Consider the following 22418-nt stretch of genomic DNA (forward strand, 5'->3'; position numbering starts at 1 on the left):
ACATTCGCGCGACAAATCTGTGCCCGCGGCGCCTGGCGACTCTCTACAGTTCTACCGGCCCGATACTCATCGTCAGGCAGTGTCTTTCAAACAACAATAAAAGGACGCACCACCATGAAGAAAGTACAACGCACGTTACTCGCTGGCGCCCTGGCCCTGCTGTCACTCCCGGTCATGGCCGATGCCGCCCACCCGAAAATCGGTTTCTCCATTGATGACCTGCGGCTGGAGCGTTGGTCACGTGACCGGGATTATTTCGTCGCGGCAGCGGAAAAAATGGACGCCAAGGTCTTCGTACAATCGGCCGATGCCAATGAGCAGAAGCAGATTTCGCAAATCGAAAACCTTATCTCCCGTGGCGTCGATGTGATCGTCATCGTGCCGTTCAACGCCACCGTACTGACCAACGCAGTCGCCGAAGCCAAGAAGGCCGGAATCAAGGTCGTGTCCTATGACCGCCTGATTCTCAACGCCGATATCGATGCCTATATTTCCTTCGATAACGAAAAGGTCGGCGAGATGCAAGCCAGCGGCGTGCTGCAAGCAGCGCCCAAGGGCAATTACTTTTTGCTCGGTGGCGCGCCCACCGACAACAACGCAAAAGTCCTGCGCGAAGGCCAGATGAAAGTACTGCAACCGGCCATCGACAAGGGTGATATCAAGATAGTCGGCCAACAATGGGTGAAGGAATGGAACCCCACCGAAGCGCTGAGCATTGTCGAAAATGCCCTGACCCGCAACGACAATAAAATCGATGGCATCGTCGCCTCCAACGACGCCACTGCAGGCGGTGCCATCCAGGCACTGGCCGCGCAGAAACTGGCCGGCAAGGTGCCGATCTCGGGTCAGGACGCGGACCTGGCAGCGGTCAAGCGAGTGATCAATGGCACTCAGACCATGACCGTCTACAAGCCACTGAAACTCATCGCTTCCGAAGCCGCCAAGCTCTCGGTGCAACTGGCGCGTAACGAGAAACCCACCTACAGCTCGCAGTACGACAATGGCAGCAAAAAAGTCGACACCATCTTGCTCACCCCGACCCCGTTGACCAAGGACAACATCGACCTGCTGGAACAGGACGGGTTCTACACCAAGGCGCAGATTGCCGGACAGTGAACCATCGAGCGGTACGAACTCGATTGCAAGCCTGATGCGACCCTGCGGGACCGGGAAAGTCCGGTCCCGCGCGGTTGGCCTCCAGCCTGCTGCTTGTGTGTGAGCCCTTTTTTGTGAGCCCTCGCCATGTCCGACTATTTGCTGCAAATGAACGGCATCGTCAAAACCTTCGGCGGTGTCAAAGCCCTCAATGGCATCGATATCAAGGTCAAGTCCGGTGAATGCCTCGGACTCTGCGGTGAGAACGGCGCCGGTAAATCCACGCTGATGAAGATTCTGTCGGCGGTCTACCCCCACGGTACCTGGGAGGGTGAAATTCTCTGGGATGGCCAGCCGCTCAAGGCGCAATCAATCAGCGAAACCGAAGCCGCCGGCATTGTCATCATTCACCAGGAACTGACGCTGGTTCCCGACCTGTCGGTGGCCGAAAACATTTTCATGGGCCATGAGCTGACGCTGCCCGGCGGGCGCATGAATTACCCGGCAATGATCCACCGCGCCGAAGCCCTGATGCGTGAACTGAAAGTGCCGGACATGAACGTGTCGCTGCCGGTTTCGCAGTACGGCGGTGGCTACCAGCAACTGGTGGAAATCGCCAAGGCGTTGAACAAACAAGCGCGTCTGCTGATCCTCGACGAGCCTTCATCCGCCCTCACCCGCTCGGAAATCGAAGTGCTGCTGGACATCATCCGCGACCTCAAGGCCAAGGGCGTTGCCTGCGTCTACATCTCCCACAAGCTTGATGAAGTGGCCGCCGTGTGCGACACCATTTCGGTGATCCGTGACGGCAAACACATCGCCACGACCGCCATGGCGGACATGGACATTCCAAAGATCATCACCCAGATGGTCGGACGGGAAATGAGCAACCTCTACCCCACCGAGCCCCACGACATTGGCGACGTGATTTTCGAGGCGCGCCACGTCACCTGCTACGACGTCGACATGCCCAAACGCAAACGGGTCGACGACATTTCGTTTGTCCTCAAACGCGGCGAAATCCTCGGTATCGCCGGGCTCGTCGGCGCCGGTCGCACCGAACTGGTGACGGCGCTGTTTGGCGCTTACCCCGGTCACCACGAAGGCGAAGTCTGGCTGGACGGCCAACTGATCGACACACGCACGCCGCTCAAATCAATCCGCGCGGGCCTGTGCCTGGTGCCCGAAGACCGCAAGCGCCAGGGCATCATTCCGGACCTGGGAGTCGGCCAGAACATCACCCTGGCCGTTCTGGGCAATTACTCGAAATTGACCCGCATCGACGCCGAAGCCGAATTGGGCAGCATCGACAGGGAAATCTCGCGCATGCACCTCAAGACGGCGAGCCCGTTCCTGCCCATCACCAGCCTCTCTGGCGGCAATCAGCAAAAAGCCGTGTTGGCGAAGATGCTTTTGACAAAACCGCGGGTACTGATTCTCGATGAGCCGACCCGAGGGGTGGACGTCGGTGCCAAGTATGAAATCTACAAGTTGATGGGCGCGCTGGCGGCCGAAGGCGTGTCGATCATCATGGTGTCCTCGGAGCTGGCCGAAGTGCTCGGTGTTTCCGACCGCGTACTGGTGATCGGCGAAGGCCAGTTGCGCGGCGACTTCGTCAATCACGAACTCACCCAGGAACAGGTGCTCGCCGCCGCGCTCAGCCAACCCGCTGGCCATAACAATAATGATCGGAAGTCCGCGTAGATGAATCACGTCAAACAACTCTTCACCCGCTACAAGATGCTCGCGCTGGTGATCGCTGTAGCAATTATCTGGCTGTTCTTCAGTTGGCAGACTGAGGGCGGGTTTCTGACCCCGCGCAACCTCTCCAACCTGCTGCGGCAGATGTCCATCACCGGGATTCTCGCCTGCGGCATGGTGCTGGTCATCATCAGCGGCGAGATCGATTTGTCGGTCGGCGCACTGCTGGGCCTGCTGGGTGGACTGGCGGCGATCCTGGACGTGATCTACCACATACCGCTGTTGGCGAACCTGAGCCTTGTCGCCCTGTGCGGACTGATGATCGGCCTCGCCAACGGCTACATGACCGCCTACCTGCGCATCCCGTCTTTCATTGTGGGGCTGGGGGGCATGCTGGCTTTTCGAGGCATTTTGCTGGGGATTACCGGCGGCACGACCATCGCCCCGGTATCACCGGAGCTTGTCTACATTGGCCAGGGTTATTTGCCGCACACGGTCGGCACGGGCTTGGGCGTTCTGCTGTTCGCACTGACGCTTTTCCTGACATGGAAACAACGCCGCAATCGCGCCCTCCACGGTCTGGCGGCACATTCACTGGTGCGTGACGTATTGCGCGTGGTGTTGATCGGCGCGGTGCTGGCCGGCTTCGTCCAGACCCTCAACAGCTACGACGGTATCCCCGTGCCGGTGCTGCTTCTGCTGACGCTACTGGGGGTGTTCAGTTACGTGACCAGCCAGACGGTATTCGGACGACGTGTGTATTCAGTGGGGAGCAACATGGAGGCGACGCGCCTGTCCGGTATCAACGTACAGGCCGTAAAGCTGTGGATTTTCGGCATCATGGGCGTCATGTGCGCCCTCGCCGGCGTGGTCAACACCGCGCGCCTGGCCGCCGGCTCACCATCGGCCGGCAGCATGGGCGAACTCGACGCCATCGCCGCCTGCTTCATCGGCGGCACCTCGATGCGCGGCGGCTCCGGCACCGTCTACGGCGCCCTCCTCGGCGCGTTGGTCATCACCAGCCTGGACAATGGCATGTCCATGCTCGACGTAGACAGCTACTGGCAGATGATCGTCAAAGGCAGCATTCTGGTATTGGCCGTGTGGGTAGATGTGAGCACCCGGACCGGGCGGCGCTGATCGAGTCCAGCCTGGAGGCATTTCGCATGCTTAATGAGACGACGACAATGGAACAACCGTTAGCCTGTTTGATTCGACCGTCGCAGTCATCTGCATTGCCTGCGGATAAGCCAGCAAACACTCAGCGATGGCAGGCTCCAGCTCGACCCGCACTCGCCTTGTCAGGGCCCGTGCACCGAAGCGTGGGTCATGCTTGCGGCACAGCCAGGCGCTTGCCGCAGCGTCCAGGACCAGCGTACGGCGATGCTGATCGAGACGTTGGTTGAGCTTGATCAGTTCGATCTGCAACAACGCTTCCAGCCATTGGGTCTCGATACGTTGGAAAACCAGGATGCGATCGATACGGTTCAGGAATTCCGGTTCGAACCAGGCGTGCAACGCTTGCTCTAACACGGCCCGCTCACCTTGTGGGGCGATGCCGAGCCAGCGTCGCCAGCCGCGTGAAAACCGCTCCCGGTAGGTGGTCGCTTGCCGGGCCCCGATGTTGCTGGTCATGAAGACCAGGCTATTGCGAAAATCCAGCGTTCGGCTACCGCCCGCCAGGGTCAGTTGGCCGTTCTCAAGAATGCCCAGCAAGCTGCGCACCACTTCCTTGCCGGCCTTTTCCAGCTCATCGAACAGCACGATGCCCGGGCGACTGTAGGTGCCTTGAATCAATTCACTGTTGAACAGACTGACGCCTTCCTTGCTCCCCACATAACCAGGTGGCGCGCCGGTGAGCGCCGCCGAGTAATGCTCCTGGGCCAGGGTGTGCATGTCGATGCGACAAAAAGCATCGGCGCGACCGTGTATGGCCAGCGCCAGCAGGCGGACGATTTCGGTCTTGCCGACACCGGTCGGCCCCATGAACAGGTTCACCGTCAACGGCCTGTCCCGGTCACCAATATCGGCCTTGATCACCTTCAGCAACGCCTCGACGGCGCTCAAGGCTTGCTCCTGGCCGACAATTCGACTGCGCAACAACGCCATGACTTGAGCGGGATTGAAGACGAAGCGTGAGGTCAACAAGCCTGCTGCCGGTGATGCCCCCGGCAGGCTTGACTGCGGGTGGTTTTGGTCGATGCGATCATTGACGAAAGGCATGGTTCAGCCTGCGTGTTTTTCTTTACCGTCGTGGGGAAGTTCTCCCACCGGGCAACTAGCCACGCCGATGCTGCTACGGGTAAGTTTTTCGACGTTTTCCCGGGCTTTTTGCGCATCCAGTACCCATGTGCGGTAAAAGTCGAACGGACAGTCAGCCACACCCTTGTCGCCGTCCCCGGAGTTATAGACCCCGGTGTAACCACGATGCAGCAGCTTGAACAAATGATTCTGTGATTGGTCGTTGGCTCGCGCATCGCGGATTTGCGAAACGGACAATTGTGCGTACTGAATGCCCATTTCTTCTTCACCACACTCGCCCAGTGTGCGACCGTCGAAGCCAATAATCGCCGAGTGACCAAAGTAGGAGTAAACCCCATCGAAGCCGGCAGCGTTGGCCACTGCCACATAGCAATTATTGGCCCAGGCCATGCTTTTGGACATCATCACCTGCTGCTCTTTGGCCGGGTACATATAGCCTTGGCACCGGACGATCAACTCCGCACCTTTCATTGCACAGTCGCGCCAGATCTCCGGGTAGTTACCGTCATCACAAATGATCAAGCTGATCTGCAGGCCCTTCGGCCCCTCGCAGACATAGGTCCGATCGCCCGGATACCAGCCTTCTATCGGACACCAGGGAATGCACTTGCGGTACTTCTGGACGATTTCGCCCTGGTTATTGATCAACACCAACGTGTTGTAAGGCGCTTTGTGCGGATGTTCCTCATGGCGCTCACCGGTCAGTGAAAACACTCCCCAGGTGTCGGCGGCACGGCACGCGGCGGAAAAGATCGCGGTCTCTTCGCCTGGAATGCTGGCGGCAGTCGCCATCATCTCATCGTGGTCGTACATGATGCCCATGGTGCTGTATTCAGGGAACACCACCAGGTCCATGCCGGGGAGACCGCGTTTCATGCCGATGATGATGTCGGCAATCTTGCGGGCGTTTTCAATGACCTCGGCTTTTGTATGCAGCCGCGGCATTTTGTAATTGACGACCGCGACACCTACAGTGTCCGGGCTGCTGGAAATATCACCATGACGCATGAAATTTACCTCTGTTAATGGCTGATCATCCAAGGTCTGGAGCCGGTTTTACTCTTGAGTCCCTCTGGATTGGCTTTGGTCGGGGCCAGCGGTTTGCTCGGTGCGCAACAACTGCACCCGCTGGGGTGACGACGGTTCTGCTGGTACTCGCCAAGGGTCTGCGGCGCGTGAGCACTTCGCTCGTTGGTGGCGATGGCCTGGCGTTGACCGCTCGACAACGTCGTCAGTGCGGGCGCAGACAACAGCAATCGCCCTCCCGGGCCCGCGCATGACGGGCACTGACACGGCTCGTGCCGTTGGGCCATTGGCCGCAACATCGTGAAAGAGCCACAGGTTTGGCATTCGTACTCATAGGTCGGCATGGCGCTCTCCAGACATTGATCGGGCTCAGGCGTGTCTCAAAGGTCCGGGGCGATCGGTAGATCGATACTGCCGTCGAGGTGTTTGATGGGGCCGTTGGCGTTGGGGTTGATGTCGAACTCGAAGATTTCGGTGGGCAACCAGAGGGTGGCGCAGGCGTTAGGAATGTCGACCACGCCGCTGATATGCCCTTGCACCGGCGCAGAGCCCAGCAGTGCATAACCCTGGGCGGGCGAATAGCCAAACTTGGTCAGGTAGTTGATGGCATTCAGGCAGGCCTGGCGGTACGCGACATTGACGTCCAGATAGTGCTGCTTGCCGGCTTCATCCACCGAGATACCTTCAAAGATCAGGTAGTTTTGATAGGTCGGGATAATCGGGCTGGGTTTGAACACCGGGTTCTTGATTCCGTACTTGGCCATGCCGCCCTTGATCAGCTCGACTTTCATATGCACCCAGCCGGCCATCTCGATTGCGCCGCAAAAAGTGATCTCGCCGTCGCCCTGACTGAAGTGCAGGTCTCCCACCGACAACCCGGCGCCGTTGACGTAGACCGGGAAGAAAATCTTCGAGCCCCGGGACAAGTCCTTGATATCGCAGTTACCGCCATGTTCGCGCGGTGGCACGGTGCGTGCGCCGGTGGCCGCGGCATCATCCCGGGCCTGGCCTTTGAGCTTGCCCATGTGCGCGGTGGCGGCCAGCGGGGCGTTGGCCAGGGGCGGCACGCGGGTCGGGTTGGTGTCGATCAGCTCCTGCTCGCGGCGGTTCCAGTCGCCGAGCATTACCGGGTCGGGCAGGCAACCGATCAATCCGGGGTGGATCAGGCCGGCGAAGTTGACCCCTGGAATGTGCCGCGAGCTGGTGAACATGCCTTTGAAATCCCAGATGGCTTTCTGTGCGCTGGGAAAGTGGTCCGTGAGGAATCCGCCGCCGTTCTGCCGTGAGAAGAAACCGTTGAAGCCCCACATGGATTCGGCCTTGGCGCCGATGTCCAGCAGGTCGACCACCAGCAGATCCCCCGGCTCGGCGCCCTGCACGCCCACCGGGCCGGACAGGTAGTGCACGGTGGACAGGTCGACGTCTCGCACATCCGAGGCGTCGTCGTTGTTCTTGATCGCGCCGGCGGTCCAGTCATAGGTCTCGAGAATGAAGTCATCCCCCGGCTTGACCCAGCAGGCCATGGGAATGTCCGGATGCCAGCGGTTATGGATCTGTTCGTTCTCGGTGGCGGGCTGGTTGAGGTCGACTTTGATCAAGGTATCGGTCATGGCGAAGCTCCTGAACATTAGGGATGTACCGCGTTGGAACCAGTCTCGAATGGCGGCACGAATCGGCCAATACGTTGGATGACGTACCTCTCACAGCGCTGCTGACCGACCCCCAATCGACGCCACGCAACAACGGCTACTGTGGGGACCGGCACGCCAGCGCCAGCAAAGGGAGGTCAGACAAAACCATCGCGCCGCCCGGCCGCGCCTACACGGAGAGGTAGCGACTGATGGTGGCTTCGTCGACCTTGTCCCGGGTCTCTTCAATCACGAAGCGGCCCTTCTCGATCACCAGGAAGCGGTCAGCGATTTCCAGGGTGAATGACAGCACCTGCTCGGAGACCACAATGGTCAGGTCGCGCAGGTTGCGAATCTCTTTCAAAGTGCGGGCGATGTCCTTGATGATCGACGGCTGGATGCCCTCGGTGGGTTCATCGAGCAACAACACCTTGGGATTGGTCGCCAGCGCCCGGGCAATGGCCAGTTGCTGCTGTTGTCCGCCCGAGAGATTGCCGCCCTTGCGCGAGCGCATGTCGTGGAGCACCGGAAACAACGCATAAAGATCTTCGGGGACCTGGCCCCTGGCCGATGCCGGCAGGCCGGTCTGAATATTTTCCAACACCGTCATGCTGGGGAAAATCATCCGCCCCTGGGGCACATAGGCGATGCCGTGCTCCACCCGCTCGTGGGTTTCCAGGTTCGAGACGTCCTGGCCATCGACGCTGACCTGACCCCGCCACTGCGGAAGGATGCCCATCAGACTCTTGAACAGCGTGGTCTTGCCCATGCCGTTGCGTCCCATCACGGCGACGATTTCCCGCTTGGCCACGGCCAGGTCGAGGTCGTGGAGGATCTGGCTCTGGCCGTAACCACAGGACAGCTTGTCTACGTTGAACATGCCTGCTTCCTCAATGGCCTAAATAGACTTCGATGACTTTCGGGTTGTTCTGCACCGACTCCATGCTGCCCTCGGCCAGGACCTTGCCCTGGTGCAGCACCGTGACCTTATGGGCGATGCTCTTGACGAATTCCATGTCGTGTTCGATCACCAGCACCGAGCGTCCCTGGCTGATGCGCTTGAGCAGTTCCGCAGTCTGTACGCGCTCGTTGACGCTCATCCCTGCGACCGGTTCATCGAGCATCAACAGGTCGGGGTTCTGCATCAGCAGCATGCCGATCTCCAGCCACTGCTTTTGGCCGTGGGACAGCAGGTCGGCCTGTTGCTGCAGCAGCTCGCCGAGAAAGATCTCCCGTGCCACCTCTTCTACCCGGGCAATCACTGCGGCACTGCGTTTGAAGAACAACGCGCCAAACACCTTGCGTCCCGCCGGATAGGACATCTCCAGGTTCTCGAACACCGTGAGGTTTTCGTAGATCGACGGGTTCTGGAATTTGCGCCCGACGCCGGCACGGACGATGTTGTACTCGCGCATCTTGGTCAGTTCCTTTCCATCGAACTGGATGCTGCCGCTGGTGGCGCGGGTCTTGCCGCAGATCAGGTCGAGCACCGTGGTCTTGCCTGCACCGTTGGGCCCGATCACCACCCGCACTTCATTGCGGTCGATGTACAGGTTGAGGTTGTCGACGGCCTTGAAACCGTCGAAGGACACCGTCAGCCCCTCGATAACCAGCACCGGCTTGTTCATTTGAAAACCCACGGCGGTCATGGCTGCGTCTCCAGGGAAGGACGTTCAGGGGCCGAGGCTGGCGGCGCAGTGCGCGGCGCCTCCGGCAGGGGCTCGGCAACGGCAGCTTGCTGCGGGGGACGCCGCAATAATCGGCCAAGGGCCTGGCGGCCATGGCTGTCCCAGAGTCCGGCCAGGCCATTGGGAAAGTACATGACCACGGCAATGAACAGCCCGCCCATCAGGTACAGCCACAACTCGGGGAAGGACTCGGAGAAATAGGTCTTGCCGTAGTTCACCAGCAAGGCCCCATACACCGCGCCGAGCAGCGACATGCGCCCGCCGACGGCAGCAAAGATCACCATCTCGATGGACGGCACGATGCCGACGAACGAAGGCGACATGAAGCCCACCTGCAAGGCGAACATGGCGCCGCCAATGGCCGAGAAGGCAGCGGCGATGCAGAACACGAAAATCTTGAAACTGGCCACGTCATAACCGGAGAAGCGCACCCGCTCCTCTTTGTCGCGCATCGCCATCAGCAACCGCCCGAGCTTCGACGCGAGGACGAAGCGGCCGATGAAAATGCAGCCGAACAGCAAAGCCGCGTTAATGAAGTACAGCAGCAGCTTGGCGCTGTCGCTGCGCAGGTCCCAGCCGAGCAGGGTCTTGAGATCGGTGATGCCGTTGACCCCGCCGGTCAGGCCCTGCTGACCGACGATCAGCACCGTGAGAATCAGCGCGATGGCCTGGGTGACTATGGAGAAATACACATCCCCCACCCGCCGCTTGAACAGCGCTGTACCGATGATGAAGGCCAGCACCACCGGCACCAGGATCACCGCTAACAGGGTGAAGCTGAAACTGTGGAACGGCACCCAGAGCCACGGCAGTTCGGTGATCTGGTTCCAGTCCATGAAATCCGGAATGCCCGGCGTCGACTGGATTTTGGTGCTCTGCGGGTCGGAGGCTTCGAGCTTGAGAAACATCGCCATGCAGTAGCCGCCGACGCCGAAGAACACCCCTTGCCCGAGGCTGAGAATGCCGCCGTAGCCCCAACACAACACCAGGCCGACAGCGACGAAGGCATAAGTCAGGTACTTGCCCACCATGTTCAGGCGAAAGGCATCCAGGGTCAGCGGGAAGACCACGAAAATCAGCAGCGCCAACAGGGCCACGCCCAACAGGTTCTGCTTGCCCGCCAGCATCTTGTCTAAAAGCTTCATCGGCTTGCCTCTATTTGCGCACTTTGATGGAGAACAACCCTTGAGGGCGCAACATCAGGATCAGGATCACCCCGGACAGGGTCAGCACCTTGGCCATCGAACCACTGAGGAAAAACTCCGAGATCGATTGGGTCTGGGCAATGACGAACGCCGACGCAATGGTGCCGAACAGGCTTTGTGCGCCGCCGAAGACCACCACCAGGAACGTGTCGACGATGTACTGCGAGCCCGCGGTGGGTCCGGTGGAGCCGATGGTAGTAAAGGCCGCGCCGGCCACCCCCGCGACACCGCAACCGAGGGCAAAGGTCATGCGGTCGACCTTGCGCGTGTTGATGCCCACAGCACGGCTCATCAATCGGTTCTGCACCGTAGCCCGCACTTGCAGGCCCCAGCGTGAGCGGTAGAGCAAGAGAAAAATGGCCCCGGTGAGCAGCAGGGTCAGGGCCATCATGAACAGGCCGTTGCGCGGGATCTCGATGGACTCGGTGAAGTTGAACGAGCCCATCAGCCACTCCGGCGGCGTGGCGCTGACTTCACGGGCACCGAACACCGAACGGAAGGTCTGCTGCATCACCAGGGACAGCCCCCAAGTCGCCAGCAGCGTGTCCAGCGGACGCTTGTAGAGCCGACTGATCATCGCCCACTCCACCAGCCAGCCAATGGCCCCGGCCACCAGAAACGACAGGGCGATGGCAATGAAAAAATAATAGGGTTGAAACCACGGGGCGAAATGGCTGGTCAGGCTCGAACAGACATAGGTGGTGTAGGCGCCGATCGTGAGGAACTCGCCGTGGGCCATGTTGATGACCCCCATCTGGCCGAAAATGATCGCCAGCCCCAATGCCATCAACAGCAGCACACAGAACACGGACAAGCCGTTGAACCCCTGCATCGCCGCGATGGCACCAAATTCCGATAGCCATTCCATGATGATGGACTCCTGCTTGGAAGGAGGATGTGGAAAACCGTTGGGGCCCCATCGCCGGCAAGCCAGCTGCTACACAACACCTGTAGGAGCTGGCTTGCCAGGGATGGCGCCAGCCCTTACTGGTAGCCTTTAGGGAAAGGGTTCGGTTCGATCAGATCAGACTCGAACACCACCTTGAACTGGCCATCGGGCAGCACTTCACCGATGCGGGTCTTGCTCCACAGGTGATGGTTTTCATGCACTTTGACGTAACCTTCAGGCGCGGTTTTCAGTTCGATGCCCGGTGAGGCTGCAACCACTTTGTCGATATCGAAGCTGCCGGCTTTTTCCACCGCAGCCTTCCACAGCCATGGACCCAGATAGGCGGCCTGAGTCACGTCGCCGATCACCGAATCCTTGCCGTACTTGGCCTTGAAGGCTTCGACGAAGGCCTTGTTGTTGGGGTTGTCCAGGCTCTGGAAGTACTTCATCGAGGCATAGAAACCGGCCATGTTCTCGCCGCCGATGCCCAGCAATTCATCTTCGGTGACCGAGAGAGTGAGCAACGTCTGCTTGGCCGAATTGACGCCCGCCGCATTGAGTTGTTTGTAGAAGGCCACGTTGGAGCCACCCACCACGGCGGCGAACACCACGTCAGGTTTCTTCAGTTTGACTTTGTTGATCAGCGAGCCGAACTGGGTGTTGCCCAAGGGGTAATAGTCTTCGCCGACCACGGTACCGTGCAGCACGTTTTCAATGTGTTTGCGGGCGATCTTCATCGAGGTGCGTGGCCAGATGTAATCCGAACCCACCAGGTAGAAGGTCTTGGCGCCCTTGGTCTTGGCGATCCAGTCGAGGCTGGCGAGGATCTGCTGGGTAGCTTCCTGACCGGTGTAGATCACGTTCTTCGACTGCTCCAGCCCTTCATAGAAAGTCGGGTAGTAGAGCAGACCGTTTTCCTTCTCGAAGATCGGCAGCACGGCCTTGCGCGAGGCCGAGGTCCAGCAGCCGAACACTGTGGCCACCTTGTCGTTGACCAGGAGTTTCTTGGCCTTCTCCGCAAAGGTTGGCCAGTCGGAGGCGCCGTCTTCCTGAATGACCTTGATCTGCCGACCGAGGATGCCGCCCGAAGCGTTGATCTGCTCGATGGCCAAGCGCTCGGCCTGGATCGAGCCGGTCTCGGAAATCGCCATGGTGCCGGTGGCCGAGTGCAACTGGCCGACCGTGACTTCAGTGGCGGTCACCGCCAGGCCGGTGCTATTGGCCTCGTCCGCCCATACACCCTGGCTGAACACACTGGCAGCCAGTAACGACAGGGCCGCCGCCCCCAGCGCCAGGCGGCGCGGCAACAGGCCTTTAGTCCGGATCAATCGTGGTTCCATGCTGCTACTCCTCTGCGGTGACGCTGGCGGTACGCCCTGGGGCGGCCGGCAACGGTGGTGGCATCAGCATGGCGGTACGTATTGAGGACGGGTATACGCAGCCTGACGTAAGCGCATACGTCATTTGACGTAGGGAAAAATGCACCACGGCGGCGCAAGCTGTCGCCCCAGGCCCCACCCGGCCGGCACTGCGCAGACGCGCGCGCAGGCTACGGCTGCCGCGGTCATGGCGGCGTGGTGCGGGGCATGAAAATTGCTCTGTCATCCGCCACCGATACACCCGCCAGGCATGGAGCGCCTTGCCTTCTCAAGGAGTCTTTCTCCGTGCTACCACCCGGCACCCAGCGCATTGCCAAGATCCGTCGCGACTACAACAGTTGGGTCGCCGACGAAACCATGGAGGACTACGCCCTGCGCTACACGCCGAAGTCCTTTCGCAAGTGGTCGGAACTGCGCATTGCCAACACCGCCCTGGGCGCGGTGTCGTTCCTGGCCCTGGAGGCGATTGGCGGGGTGCTGGCCCTGAGCTACGGTTTCACCAATACCTTCTGGGCGATTCTCGCCGTGAGCCTGGTCATCTTCCTCACCGGCCTGCCCGTCAGCTATTACGCCGCCCGCTACGGCGTCGATATGGACCTGTTGACCCGCGGTGCCGGCTTCGGCTACATCGGCTCGACCATCACCTCGCTGATCTATGCCAGCTTCACCTTTCTGTTCTTCGCCCTGGAAGCGGCGATCATGGCCCTGGCGCTGGAACTGTACTTCCATATCCCACTGGCCTTCGCCTATGTGATCTGCTCCCTGCTGGTGATCCCCCTGGTGGCGTATGGGGTGACCCTGATCAGCCGCCTGCAACTCTGGACCCAGCCGTTGTGGCTGGTGCTGCTGGTGTTGCCTTACCTGTTTGTGCTGCTGAAAAACCCCGAGGCCTTCAGCGACTGGACCAGCTTCCAGGGCCGTGATGCCAGCGGTGGCGACTTCAATCTGCTGGCGTTTTGCGCGGCCTGTACCGTGGCCCTGTCCCTGGTGACGCAGATCGGCGAACAGGTCGACTACCTGCGCTTCTTGCCGGAAAAAACCGCGGCCAACCGCAAGCGCTGGTGGGCCGCCCTGCTCTTTGCCGGCCCCGGCTGGATTCTGCCCGGCGCCCTGAAAATGTTCGCTGGTGCCTTCCTGGCGTTTCTCGCCCTGCAACACGAGATCCCCATCGAGCGCGCTACGGAACCGACCCAGATGTACCTGGTGGCCTTCGGTTATGTGTTCACCTCGCCGGAATGGGCCCTGGCGGCTATGGTGCTGTTCGTCTTCGTCTCGCAGATGAAGATCAACCTGACCAACGCCTACGCCGGATCCCTGGCCTGGTCGAACTTTTTTGCCCGGGTCACCCACAGTCACCCCGGCCGTGTGGTGTGGCTGGTGTTCAATGTGGCCATTGCCCTGATGCTGATGGAACTGGGGGTATTCGATGTTATCGACCAGGTGCTCGGCCTCTACGCCAACATTGCCATCGCCTGGATCGGCTCGGTGGTCGCCGACCTGGTGATCAACAAACCCCTGGGGCTGTCGCCGAAACACATCGAGTTCAAGCGCGCTCACCTCTACGACATCAACCCGGTGGGCGTCGGCTCCATGCTGATTGCCTCGCTGCTGTCGGTCCTCGCCCACTTCGGTCTATTTGGTGCGCTGGCCCAGGCTGCGCCGCCCTTCGTCGCCCTCGGCACCTCGCTGGTCATGACCCCGCTGCTGGCCTGGGCCACCCGCAGCCGCTATTACATCGCCCGCACCAGCGATCCGTTGCGGCTGCAACCGGTGGCGCCGAGCACGCAGATCACCTGCGGCCTGTGCAGTAACCCGTTCGAAACCGCCGACATGGCTTTCTGTCCGGCCTATAGCACGCCCATCTGCTCACTGTGCTGTTCGCTGGACGCGCGTTGCGGCGATCGCTGCAAACCCCACGGGCGTCTGTCGGCGCAGTTCGAAGCGCTGTTGCACTGGTTGCTGCCCAATGCCACGGTGCCACGCCTGCACACCCGGTTAGTCCATTACCTGGGCCTGCTGCTCGCGCTGATCCTGATGCTCAGCGGTGCCCTGGCGCTGATCTATGGCCAGGCGTCCCAGGGGCTGCCCCACTCGCCGCAAGCCCAGGCGACGTTGTACCAGGCATTTTTCAAGGCCTTCCTGACGCTCTCGGTACTGGCGGCCATCCTCGCCTGGTGGGTGGTCCTGACGCGGGAAAGCCGCCGCGTGGCCCAGGAAGAATCGGACCGGCAGACCTTGCTGCTGATGCAGGAAATCGAAGCCCACCGCTTGACCGACCAGGCCCTGCAAGATGCCAAGGAGGCTTCCGAGGCGGCCAACGCGGCCAAGAGTCGCTACGTCACCGGACTGTCCCACGAACTGCGTACGCCGTTGAACAGCATCCTCGGTTTTACCCAGATCCTGCAGCGCGACGCGGCCATGCCGGAGCAGCATCAGGATGCCCTGGCGACCATCCTGCGTAGCGGCTCGCACCTGCTGTCGCTGATCGATGGCCTGCTCGACGTGGCCAAGATCGAGGCCGGCAAACTGCGCCTGGAATCGACAGAAATCCCCTTCCCGGAACTGATCCATGATCTGGAGCTGATGTTCACCCCACAAGCCCGGGACAAAGGGCTGCGCTTTCGCCTGGAGCTGATCGGCAAGATGCCGGCGGTGGTGCGCGGCGACGAAAAGCGCGTCCGGCAGATCCTCATCAACCTGTTGGGCAATGCGGTCAACTTCACCGACAGCGGCGAGGTCTGCCTGCGGGTCAGTTACATGCGCGAGACGGCCACCTTCGACATCATCGACACGGGTATCGGCATCGACCCCGAGCACATCGAGCGAATCTTCCAGCCTTTCGAGCGCGGTGATTTGATGCGTCAGGACAAGGGCGTTGGCCTGGGCCTGACCATTACCCGCATGCTCACCTCGTTGATGGGCGGCGAGTTGCAGGTCAAGAGTCAGCAGGACAAGGGCACCTGTTTCCAGGTGCGCCTGTTTCTCTCGCAAGTACGGGTGCCGCAAGCGGTGATCCATGTCGAACACGACATCATCGGCTACCAGGGGCCGCGGCGTCTGGTGCTGGTGGTGGACGACCATGTGGACCATCGCAAGGTCCTCAGCGGCATGCTCACGCCCCTGGGCTTTGAAGTGGTCCAGGCCAGCAACGGCCAGGAAGCGATTCGTCAGGTCGCCCTGCTGGGGCCGGACCTGATCCTCATGGACCTGTCGATGCCGACCATGGATGGCTGGGAAACCAGCCGGCTGATCCGCCGTAATGCGTTGTCCACGGCACCGATCATCGTGATCTCGGCTAATGCGTTCAACGACGAACGCGAGCGCAGCCTGGCCAGTGCCTGTAACGACTACCTGGCCAAGCCGGTACGCACCCCGGAGCTGCTGGAACGGATCCAGAAGCAACTTGACCTGCACTGGCTGCGCCGCGAAAAACCGGCCCCTGTGTCACTTCCCGATCCGGGGATATTGCCCTCACAGCCTGACCTCATCGCCCTCGGCGAACTCAGCGCCATCGGCTACGTACGCGGCCTGCACGAAAAACTCGACGCCATCCAGGCCGAGACGCCAGCCACCGCCCCTTTCATCCGTTCGCTACGCAAGCTGCTGAAAAACTTTCGCCTGGACGAAATCAACCGCGCCCTCAAGGAGGCAGAAGATGAATGCACTGACCACAGTCGCTGAACCCGGTGTCGTGCTGATTGTAGACGACACCCCGGACAACCTCGCCATGCTCTCCGACGCCCTCAACGATGCCGGCTACATGGTGCTGGTGGCCCTCGACGGGCTCAGCGCCCTGAACCGTATCGAACGCCGGCGTCCGGACCTGATCCTGCTGGATGCGATGATGCCGGGCCTGGACGGCTTCGAGACCTGTCGGCGGATCAAGGCGCAACCGGCCAACGCCGATATTCCGGTGCTGTTCATGACCGCGCTGACGGAAAGCAGGCATGTGGTCCAGGGCTTTGAAGTGGGTGGCAGCGACTACGTGACCAAGCCGATCCAGACCGACGAAGTGCTGGCCCGGGTCGCCGCGCACCTGCGCACCTCGCGCATCCTGCTGTCGGCCCGCGCGGCGTCACAGCCAGCCGCGCCGAGCCTGGACGACGAGCCGGCGCACAGGGTACTGTCGGCACGCTTTCAGCTCACCGGTCGGGAAGTCGAGGTTCTACGCTGGGTGGCCTGCGGCAAAACCAACCGCGACATCGGCACCATTCTTGATCTGAGCCCACGCACCGTGAACAAGCATCTGGAACATGTGTATGTGAAGTTAGGTGTAGAAACGCGTACGGCGGCAACCTCTGTGGCCTTGTCGGCCATGACCGACTCTCGCAACAGCGCTTCAAGGTAACCCACGAGAACCAGACGTACTGCTGGGGCCATATCGATGGCGAGTGCTGCGGCCCTATGGACTGAAGCAGGCCACGTCACTGGGCAGGCAAGCGAGAGGGCTCGACACCTCAGTCAGGAGGCTGGAAATCGTGGCAAGTTTCGAGCACTGACTTACACTGCGATACACCCACTGCAAACGAATGGCTGTTCAACGGATCGATAAATCCCACGGCAATCCGGGCATCACGTAATGATCTGGGTGAAGCCAACATGAAAACGGTCACGGCCCTTTTCACCTGTCTGCTCGCTGCCAGCGTGTGCGCGGCGACGAGCACCTGTGCAAATGCTGCGTCTCTGTTCAAGACCAGCTTCGACTGCGCCAACACAAAGGCATCCATCGAAAAGCTTATCTGTCGCGATCCGCAACTGGCGCAGATGGATCTTGAGCTGACGCGCCTTTATCGTCTGGCGCTGACGGATGAACGTTCCGTACCGCCGCCAGATAAAGTCATGATCGACCAGCAGTTCTGGATCGATGCCCGCAATCAGTGTGCCTCCGAGCCTGCGCCCAAGGCATGCACGATCCAACGTTATGCCGAACGCGCGCACCAGCTACGCCAGGGTTCGGCCATTGTGAGGACCAAGGATCCCGACAGACTCACCGAAGGCCCCCTGGCTTTTCGTTGTACTGGGCTCAACACGCTGATTGCCGCTACTTTCTTTACTACGCAGCCTAGTGTCGTATACCTGAAATGGGCGAACACTTCGATCACCCTGAGCCAGATCCAGAGTGATTCGGGAACCCACTACACGGGCAAGGATGACCAGGGGAACTACAGCTTCCGGCAAGACGGCGACATGGTCTTTTTCCAGAAACCCGGCTCAGGGGAAATGAGTTGTGCGGCTGAACCGGTCGGCTGAGTCCTCGGCCCGCTCTCACGTATTCGGCGATTTATGCCACGGATAGCCCTTCGCGCTGAGTTGAAAGGCGTAATCGAATAAGCGCTTCATGTACTCGCCATCGAATTTATGATTGCGAGAACTATCAAAGTCGGCGCCGATGTACGCCAGATTGAAGTCCGCCCCATCCTGCTGTGCAATTCGGTAAATTCGATCCAGATCGCTGATCCCCTGAGTCTGGATCAATGCGCTGATGGCTCGACCTCCGATGCTCAAGGTGCGGCGCTTCGTTCCGGACCATTGCGGCTCCAGTTTGCCGTTGCGAATGACATAGAAATGCCGTTCACCACGCAAACGCGCCCCGGTCACCCGGTTCAGCGCCACCACGGTGCCAGGCGGATAAAGGAACACCTGGGTGATGACGCCGCCGTCCACGTGCATTTCCTGAAACAGCAGGCCGTTAACCTCAACATCGATCATGACGGGTGAAACGGCGCCGGGAATGCTCATCGACGCGACCATGATGTTGCGAAACAGGTCGAGTGCTCCCGGTGCCTGGCTGGTGGCAATAGCGCCCATGTTCCAGGTGACGGGGCGCCCTGAATCAAGGTCGGTGGTGCCGATCATCAGGAGTCGTCCTTTGGCGTATTCCGATGCAATCGCCGCTAGCGTCTCGGCGGTGACGTACTTGGCAATGAGTCGCGACAGTGGCTTGCTGTCCGCAATACCGTCGCTGGCAAGGCGGGTCAGCATATTGCGCGAACGGAAAACGTCTTTTGGACCGATTGCGTGGCAGATTCGCAGAATGAAGCCGTCATACTCAGGCCCCAGGTAGGCGAACGGGGCAACCAGGGCGCCAGCGCTAATGCCCGTGACGACTTTGAACACCGGGCGAGTCCCATGCAGGGTCCATCCGGCAATGATTCCCGCCGCGAAGGTGCCTGCGTCGCCGCCCCCCGAAACGGCCAACATACTCGCCAGCGGCAGGATGTCGTTCGGTAGCCCAGCGCTGGCGAGTGCCTCGGCTTCTCGAAGGTTGGCCTGACTCACATCCCGAATGAACGGAGTCAGGTCCTGGTCCAGCCAGTAGCGAGCATCTGGAATGCCAGGGATAAGCGCTTGTTCCGTTAACGTTGGCGGCACCGCATCACGGCGTTGCAGGCACGCTTGACGCAACATATTCAGCGTGGCGGCACTAGGCCTGAGCAGGAATGGTTTCAAATCGCCTCCTCCGGCCCCTGCTATCGGCAGAGCCCATCACGCACGCTTCACACACCCGGGCCCCATCTCTCAATCAGGCGCCGGTGTCCTGAATACAAGCAACTTCCCGGTCGCACGCTGAACGACCTTGTCATTCTGATTGAACGTTTCCATGAGCATCGTCACCACGCCCCGGTCGGGTTTGGAAGCCGATGGTTCAATGGCCTGCACGGTGCACTTGAGGCGCAACTCGTCATCCGGATACGTCGGCGTCGGCCAGCTCAATTCGATGCCCAGGCCAATGATCCCGTCCGCCAACGGCACGCTGGAAACCAGCATTTTCATGGTCAGGGCCGCCGTGTTCCAGCCACTGGCCGCCAGGCCGCCGAACAGGCTCAGGCTGGCCGCTTCAGGATCGAGATGGAAGGGTTGCGGGTCGAACGCTTGAGCAAACGCCAACATCGCCTGTTCGTCGACGCGAACGGTGTCGCTTTCAAATTCCTGACCCAGGCTCAGGTCATCGAGGTAGAGTTTTTCCCAGGAATGCACGGTCATGATTCATGCCTCCGCTTGGTATTACGAGTAGCCGATTTCGCTGAGGTCGATTGCCACCAGCAACGCCTCCGTGTCGGCCTGGCCGTCGGCCTTGCGTCGATAGGCACGCCGCTTGCCGGGCATACGCAGTCCATTTGTTTCAGCATAGTCATGAACGTACTGGGCGGCCGGCAGGCCACCGCTCACGTCCACGTTGTAGTCGTGTCGACGAAGCAGGAAGTCGTCACCGAAGTAGAAATCCTGCACCGCGCAGTGCGTGGCAATGTTGTCGGGAAAGGTCACCCGTAATCGTCGCCAGCGGCGCGCTCCCTCCTGCCAGGGCTCAAGTTCCTCGGTTGTGACACCGGGCAAGGTGAACTGGAAAGGCATGGTCAGGTAATTCCACATCGCGTAACCGTTGAAGTACGCGCGGTGCAGTGGATCCCAAGGGCTATTTTCCCCGTGATCGCGGAAGGATTCCCTGGGCGCCGATCGCTCGGCGATCACCTTGCCGTCGGTTTTTTCGATGGCAATTCGATCCGGTGTGTAGGCGGTCAATTGATCAGGTGCACCGAAGGGCGTCACCGAGGTTCGCTGCTCATGCAGCCAAACGGTCATCTGGCGTGGTGCGCTGTCCTGCGTCAGCCCTTTCATGGCCCATAGCGAGCCGCCGGTCACGATCGTGGCGCGAACCTGGGTGAACCTGTTCCAGCATTCGAGACCACCATGGGCGATCAGCACCTGGTCCAGCAGTTCATGATTCTGCCCACTCACGGTTCCTGCCCTCCTCCTGCCTGCGGCCTGTCCTGCACCCACTGCCAGAATAATTGATACCCGACGGCCAGGACCACCGGACCGATGAACAGCCCGATGATACCGCTGGTGACCATGCCGCCCAGCGCGCCGATCAGCACCACCGGCATCGGCACGTCGACACCACGACCCAGCAGCAATGGCTTGAGTACGTTATCCACCAGCCCTGCAACGAAGACATAGATGGCGAAGACAATGGTCGCCGTGTTGGCACCTTCGGTGGCGATGACAAAGGCAATCACCGGAATGGTAATCAGCGTCGCCGGCAGTTGCATGATGCCGAGCAGCAGCACCACCAGGGCCAGCAACCCGGCGCCGGGAACCCCCTTGAACACAAAACCCAGGCCCACCAGCAGCATCTGGATGAAGGCGATGCCGACCACCCCCAGCGCGACCGCACGAATCGTCGCGGTGCACAGCCCGGCGATTTTCGCCCCCTTTTCCGGGCCGCTGATGCGCGAGGCGATCTGTACCGCGCTACGGCTGCCGCTTTCGCCATGGGCCATGATGATCCCGGCGATGATCAAGGCGAAAATGAACATCAGAAAACCCATGCCGACGCCGGCCAGTTTGCTCAACAGGGTCAGGCTGACACCTTTGATTTGCGGAATGTACTTCTCTGTCAGACCGGGAAGATCGGTGGAAGCCTGCAGCCAAAGCGCCGACAGAGGCTCGCCCACCAACGGCCAATCGGCAATTGAAGCGGCAGGCGGCGGAATATGAAAACCGCCATTCTTGACGACATTCATGGCGTGCTCGACCGAATCCGCAATCGAGGTGCCCAGCAGGTAGATCGGCACCATCAGGATGATGATGGCGATCAAAATGATCAGCGTCGCGAGGCGCCCTTCTTTTTGTCCCAGCGGCCCTTTGAGACGTTCTTGCAGCGGGTAAAGGGTGATCGCCAGGATCAGCGACCACAGCATCAGGTCGCGGAACGGGGCAAATATTTCGAAACAAAACAGCACCAGAACGGCGATCAATCCGGCACGAATCAGGACATCAAGCAACGTACGAGTGAGCGTCTTCTCGGAGAGGGACGTGGGCTCCATGGATGCCTCCTTGCAGATCACTGCAACGGTAGCGATTCGGTAAGCCCAGCATAGACGCTCAATGGAAAACGCGAGGCCTCAACGCAGCCTCAGTGGATCAACCAGTTCAGCCGCGATGGCCATGCCCACCAGGTCCGGCAAGGTATTGGCCTGCATGCGTTTCATCACCCGCGAACGGTACAGATCGACGGTTTTTGCACTCACGCCCAATTGCTCGGCGATTTCACGGGTGGTGTAACCCTGCACCAGCGGCAACAGCACATCGCGCTCCCGTGGGGTCAGCGTCAGCAAGCGTGCCTGCAACTCGTCATGGCCCTGATTGCCCGAGCGGTTGGCCGCACAGTTGCTGAGGGCCTGTTGCACGCTGTCGAGCAACAATTGCTCGTTGTAGGGTTTCTCGATGAAGTCATGGGCGCCGGCCTTGAAGGCGCGCACCACGATCGGCACATCTGCATGACCGCTGACGAAGATGATCGGCAGGTTCAGTTCACGTGTGCGCATTTCTTCCTGGACGTTCAACCCGCCCATGCCGGGCATGCGCACATCGAGCAGCACACAGGCATCGAGGCTGGCATCACAGGCATTGAGAAACTCGACGCCACTGGTAAACGGCAAGGCTTTCAAACCGACCGACTCCAACAGCCAGACCGTTGAATCGAGCATGCCTTGATCGTCGTCGACCACATACACCACGTGCTCTGTCGCACCTGCCATTGC

20 protein-coding genes are annotated in these 22418 nt (G+C 60.4%); 6 read left to right on the forward strand and 14 right to left on the reverse strand.

Translation table 11 applies throughout. The features are described from left to right. The first annotated feature begins 114 nt into the window (after positions 1-114). The 3 genes from xylF to ACYZUD_RS06710 all read left to right on the forward strand — a co-directional run bounded on the left by xylF (position 115) and on the right by ACYZUD_RS06710 (position 3936). Positions 115-1116, forward strand: coding sequence for a D-xylose ABC transporter substrate-binding protein (xylF, locus tag ACYZUD_RS06700; protein WP_462023213.1), 1002 nt, complete (start codon positions 115-117; stop codon positions 1114-1116). 126 nt (positions 1117-1242) lie between these two features. After that, positions 1243-2799 carry a D-xylose ABC transporter ATP-binding protein gene (gene xylG / locus ACYZUD_RS06705; RefSeq protein WP_462023214.1) on the forward strand — a complete coding sequence of 519 codons (1557 nt, stop codon included), beginning with the start codon at positions 1243-1245 and terminating at the stop codon, positions 2797-2799. Then, positions 2800-3936, forward strand: a complete 1137-nt coding sequence (locus tag ACYZUD_RS06710; protein ID WP_462023215.1) for a sugar ABC transporter permease — start codon at positions 2800-2802, stop codon at positions 3934-3936. It abuts the gene before it with no gap. Positions 3937-3966: 30 nt separating this feature from the next. Here ACYZUD_RS06710 and ACYZUD_RS06715 read toward each other — a convergent pair whose 3' ends face one another. From ACYZUD_RS06715 to urtA, 9 genes are all read right to left on the reverse strand, one after another. Next, complete coding sequence (locus ACYZUD_RS06715; RefSeq protein WP_462023216.1) at positions 3967-5019, reverse strand: AAA family ATPase; 1053 nt, start codon at positions 5017-5019, stop codon at positions 3967-3969. A 3-nt stretch (positions 5020-5022) separates the two neighbouring features. Beyond that, on the reverse strand, positions 5023-6066 hold the full coding sequence (locus ACYZUD_RS06720; RefSeq protein WP_462023217.1) for an aliphatic amidase: 1044 nt from the start codon (positions 6064-6066) through the stop codon (positions 5023-5025). Between the two features lie 14 nt (positions 6067-6080). Further along, complete coding sequence (locus tag ACYZUD_RS06725) at positions 6081-6428, reverse strand: FmdB family zinc ribbon protein (protein WP_462023218.1); 348 nt, start codon at positions 6426-6428, stop codon at positions 6081-6083. A 36-nt stretch (positions 6429-6464) separates the two neighbouring features. Next, positions 6465-7694 carry a formamidase gene (gene fmdA / locus ACYZUD_RS06730; protein WP_462023219.1) on the reverse strand — a complete coding sequence of 410 codons (1230 nt, stop codon included), beginning with the start codon at positions 7692-7694 and terminating at the stop codon, positions 6465-6467. A 208-nt stretch (positions 7695-7902) separates the two neighbouring features. Beyond that, on the reverse strand, positions 7903-8592 hold the full coding sequence (gene urtE / locus ACYZUD_RS06735) for an urea ABC transporter ATP-binding subunit UrtE (RefSeq protein WP_256228877.1): 690 nt from the start codon (positions 8590-8592) through the stop codon (positions 7903-7905). 10 nt (positions 8593-8602) lie between these two features. After that, positions 8603-9361, reverse strand: a complete 759-nt coding sequence (urtD, locus tag ACYZUD_RS06740; RefSeq protein WP_003203582.1) for an urea ABC transporter ATP-binding protein UrtD — start codon at positions 9359-9361, stop codon at positions 8603-8605. Beyond that, positions 9358-10545 carry an urea ABC transporter permease subunit UrtC gene (gene urtC, locus ACYZUD_RS06745; protein WP_462023220.1) on the reverse strand — a complete coding sequence of 396 codons (1188 nt, stop codon included), beginning with the start codon at positions 10543-10545 and terminating at the stop codon, positions 9358-9360. Before urtC ends, urtD begins: the two co-directional genes overlap by 4 nt. 10 nt (positions 10546-10555) lie before the next feature. Continuing rightward, positions 10556-11473 carry an urea ABC transporter permease subunit UrtB gene (gene urtB / locus ACYZUD_RS06750; protein ID WP_057448796.1) on the reverse strand — a complete coding sequence of 306 codons (918 nt, stop codon included), beginning with the start codon at positions 11471-11473 and terminating at the stop codon, positions 10556-10558. 116 nt (positions 11474-11589) lie between these two features. Next, positions 11590-12834, reverse strand: coding sequence for an urea ABC transporter substrate-binding protein (gene urtA / locus ACYZUD_RS06755; protein ID WP_462023221.1), 1245 nt, complete (start codon positions 12832-12834; stop codon positions 11590-11592). Between the two features lie 324 nt (positions 12835-13158). Here urtA and ACYZUD_RS06760 point away from each other — a divergent pair, with 324 nt between their 5' ends. The 3 genes from ACYZUD_RS06760 to ACYZUD_RS06770 all read left to right on the forward strand — a co-directional run bounded on the left by ACYZUD_RS06760 (position 13159) and on the right by ACYZUD_RS06770 (position 18123). After that, positions 13159-16554: an ATP-binding protein gene (locus ACYZUD_RS06760; RefSeq protein WP_462025194.1), complete on the forward strand. Its 3396-nt coding sequence runs from the start codon at positions 13159-13161 to the stop codon at positions 16552-16554. Continuing rightward, a complete protein-coding gene (locus tag ACYZUD_RS06765) occupies positions 16529-17221 on the forward strand; it encodes a response regulator (protein WP_038858927.1) in 693 nt (230 codons plus the stop codon). Before ACYZUD_RS06760 ends, ACYZUD_RS06765 begins: the two co-directional genes overlap by 26 nt. Positions 17222-17472: 251 nt before the next feature. Then, positions 17473-18123 carry an MliC family protein gene (locus ACYZUD_RS06770; protein WP_462023222.1) on the forward strand — a complete coding sequence of 217 codons (651 nt, stop codon included), beginning with the start codon at positions 17473-17475 and terminating at the stop codon, positions 18121-18123. Positions 18124-18138: 15 nt separating this feature from the next. Here the strand turns inward: ACYZUD_RS06770 and ACYZUD_RS06775 are convergent, their stop codons facing one another. The 5 genes from ACYZUD_RS06775 to ACYZUD_RS06795 form a co-directional block, all read right to left on the reverse strand. Continuing rightward, on the reverse strand, positions 18139-19323 hold the full coding sequence (locus tag ACYZUD_RS06775; RefSeq protein WP_462023223.1) for a patatin-like phospholipase family protein: 1185 nt from the start codon (positions 19321-19323) through the stop codon (positions 18139-18141). 69 nt (positions 19324-19392) lie between these two features. Then, complete coding sequence (locus ACYZUD_RS06780; protein WP_462023224.1) at positions 19393-19857, reverse strand: MaoC family dehydratase; 465 nt, start codon at positions 19855-19857, stop codon at positions 19393-19395. A gap of 21 nt (positions 19858-19878) precedes the next feature. Next, positions 19879-20610, reverse strand: coding sequence for a hypothetical protein (locus ACYZUD_RS06785; RefSeq protein WP_462023225.1), 732 nt, complete (start codon positions 20608-20610; stop codon positions 19879-19881). Continuing rightward, positions 20607-21701, reverse strand: a complete 1095-nt coding sequence (locus tag ACYZUD_RS06790) for an AI-2E family transporter (RefSeq protein WP_462023226.1) — start codon at positions 21699-21701, stop codon at positions 20607-20609. Before ACYZUD_RS06790 ends, ACYZUD_RS06785 begins: the two co-directional genes overlap by 4 nt. A gap of 78 nt (positions 21702-21779) precedes the next feature. Beyond that, on the reverse strand, positions 21780-22415 hold the full coding sequence (locus tag ACYZUD_RS06795; RefSeq protein WP_462023227.1) for a response regulator transcription factor: 636 nt from the start codon (positions 22413-22415) through the stop codon (positions 21780-21782). Between the last annotated feature and the right edge of the window lie 3 nt (positions 22416-22418).

It is taken from the genome of Pseudomonas sp. XS1P51 (genome assembly GCF_054897845.1).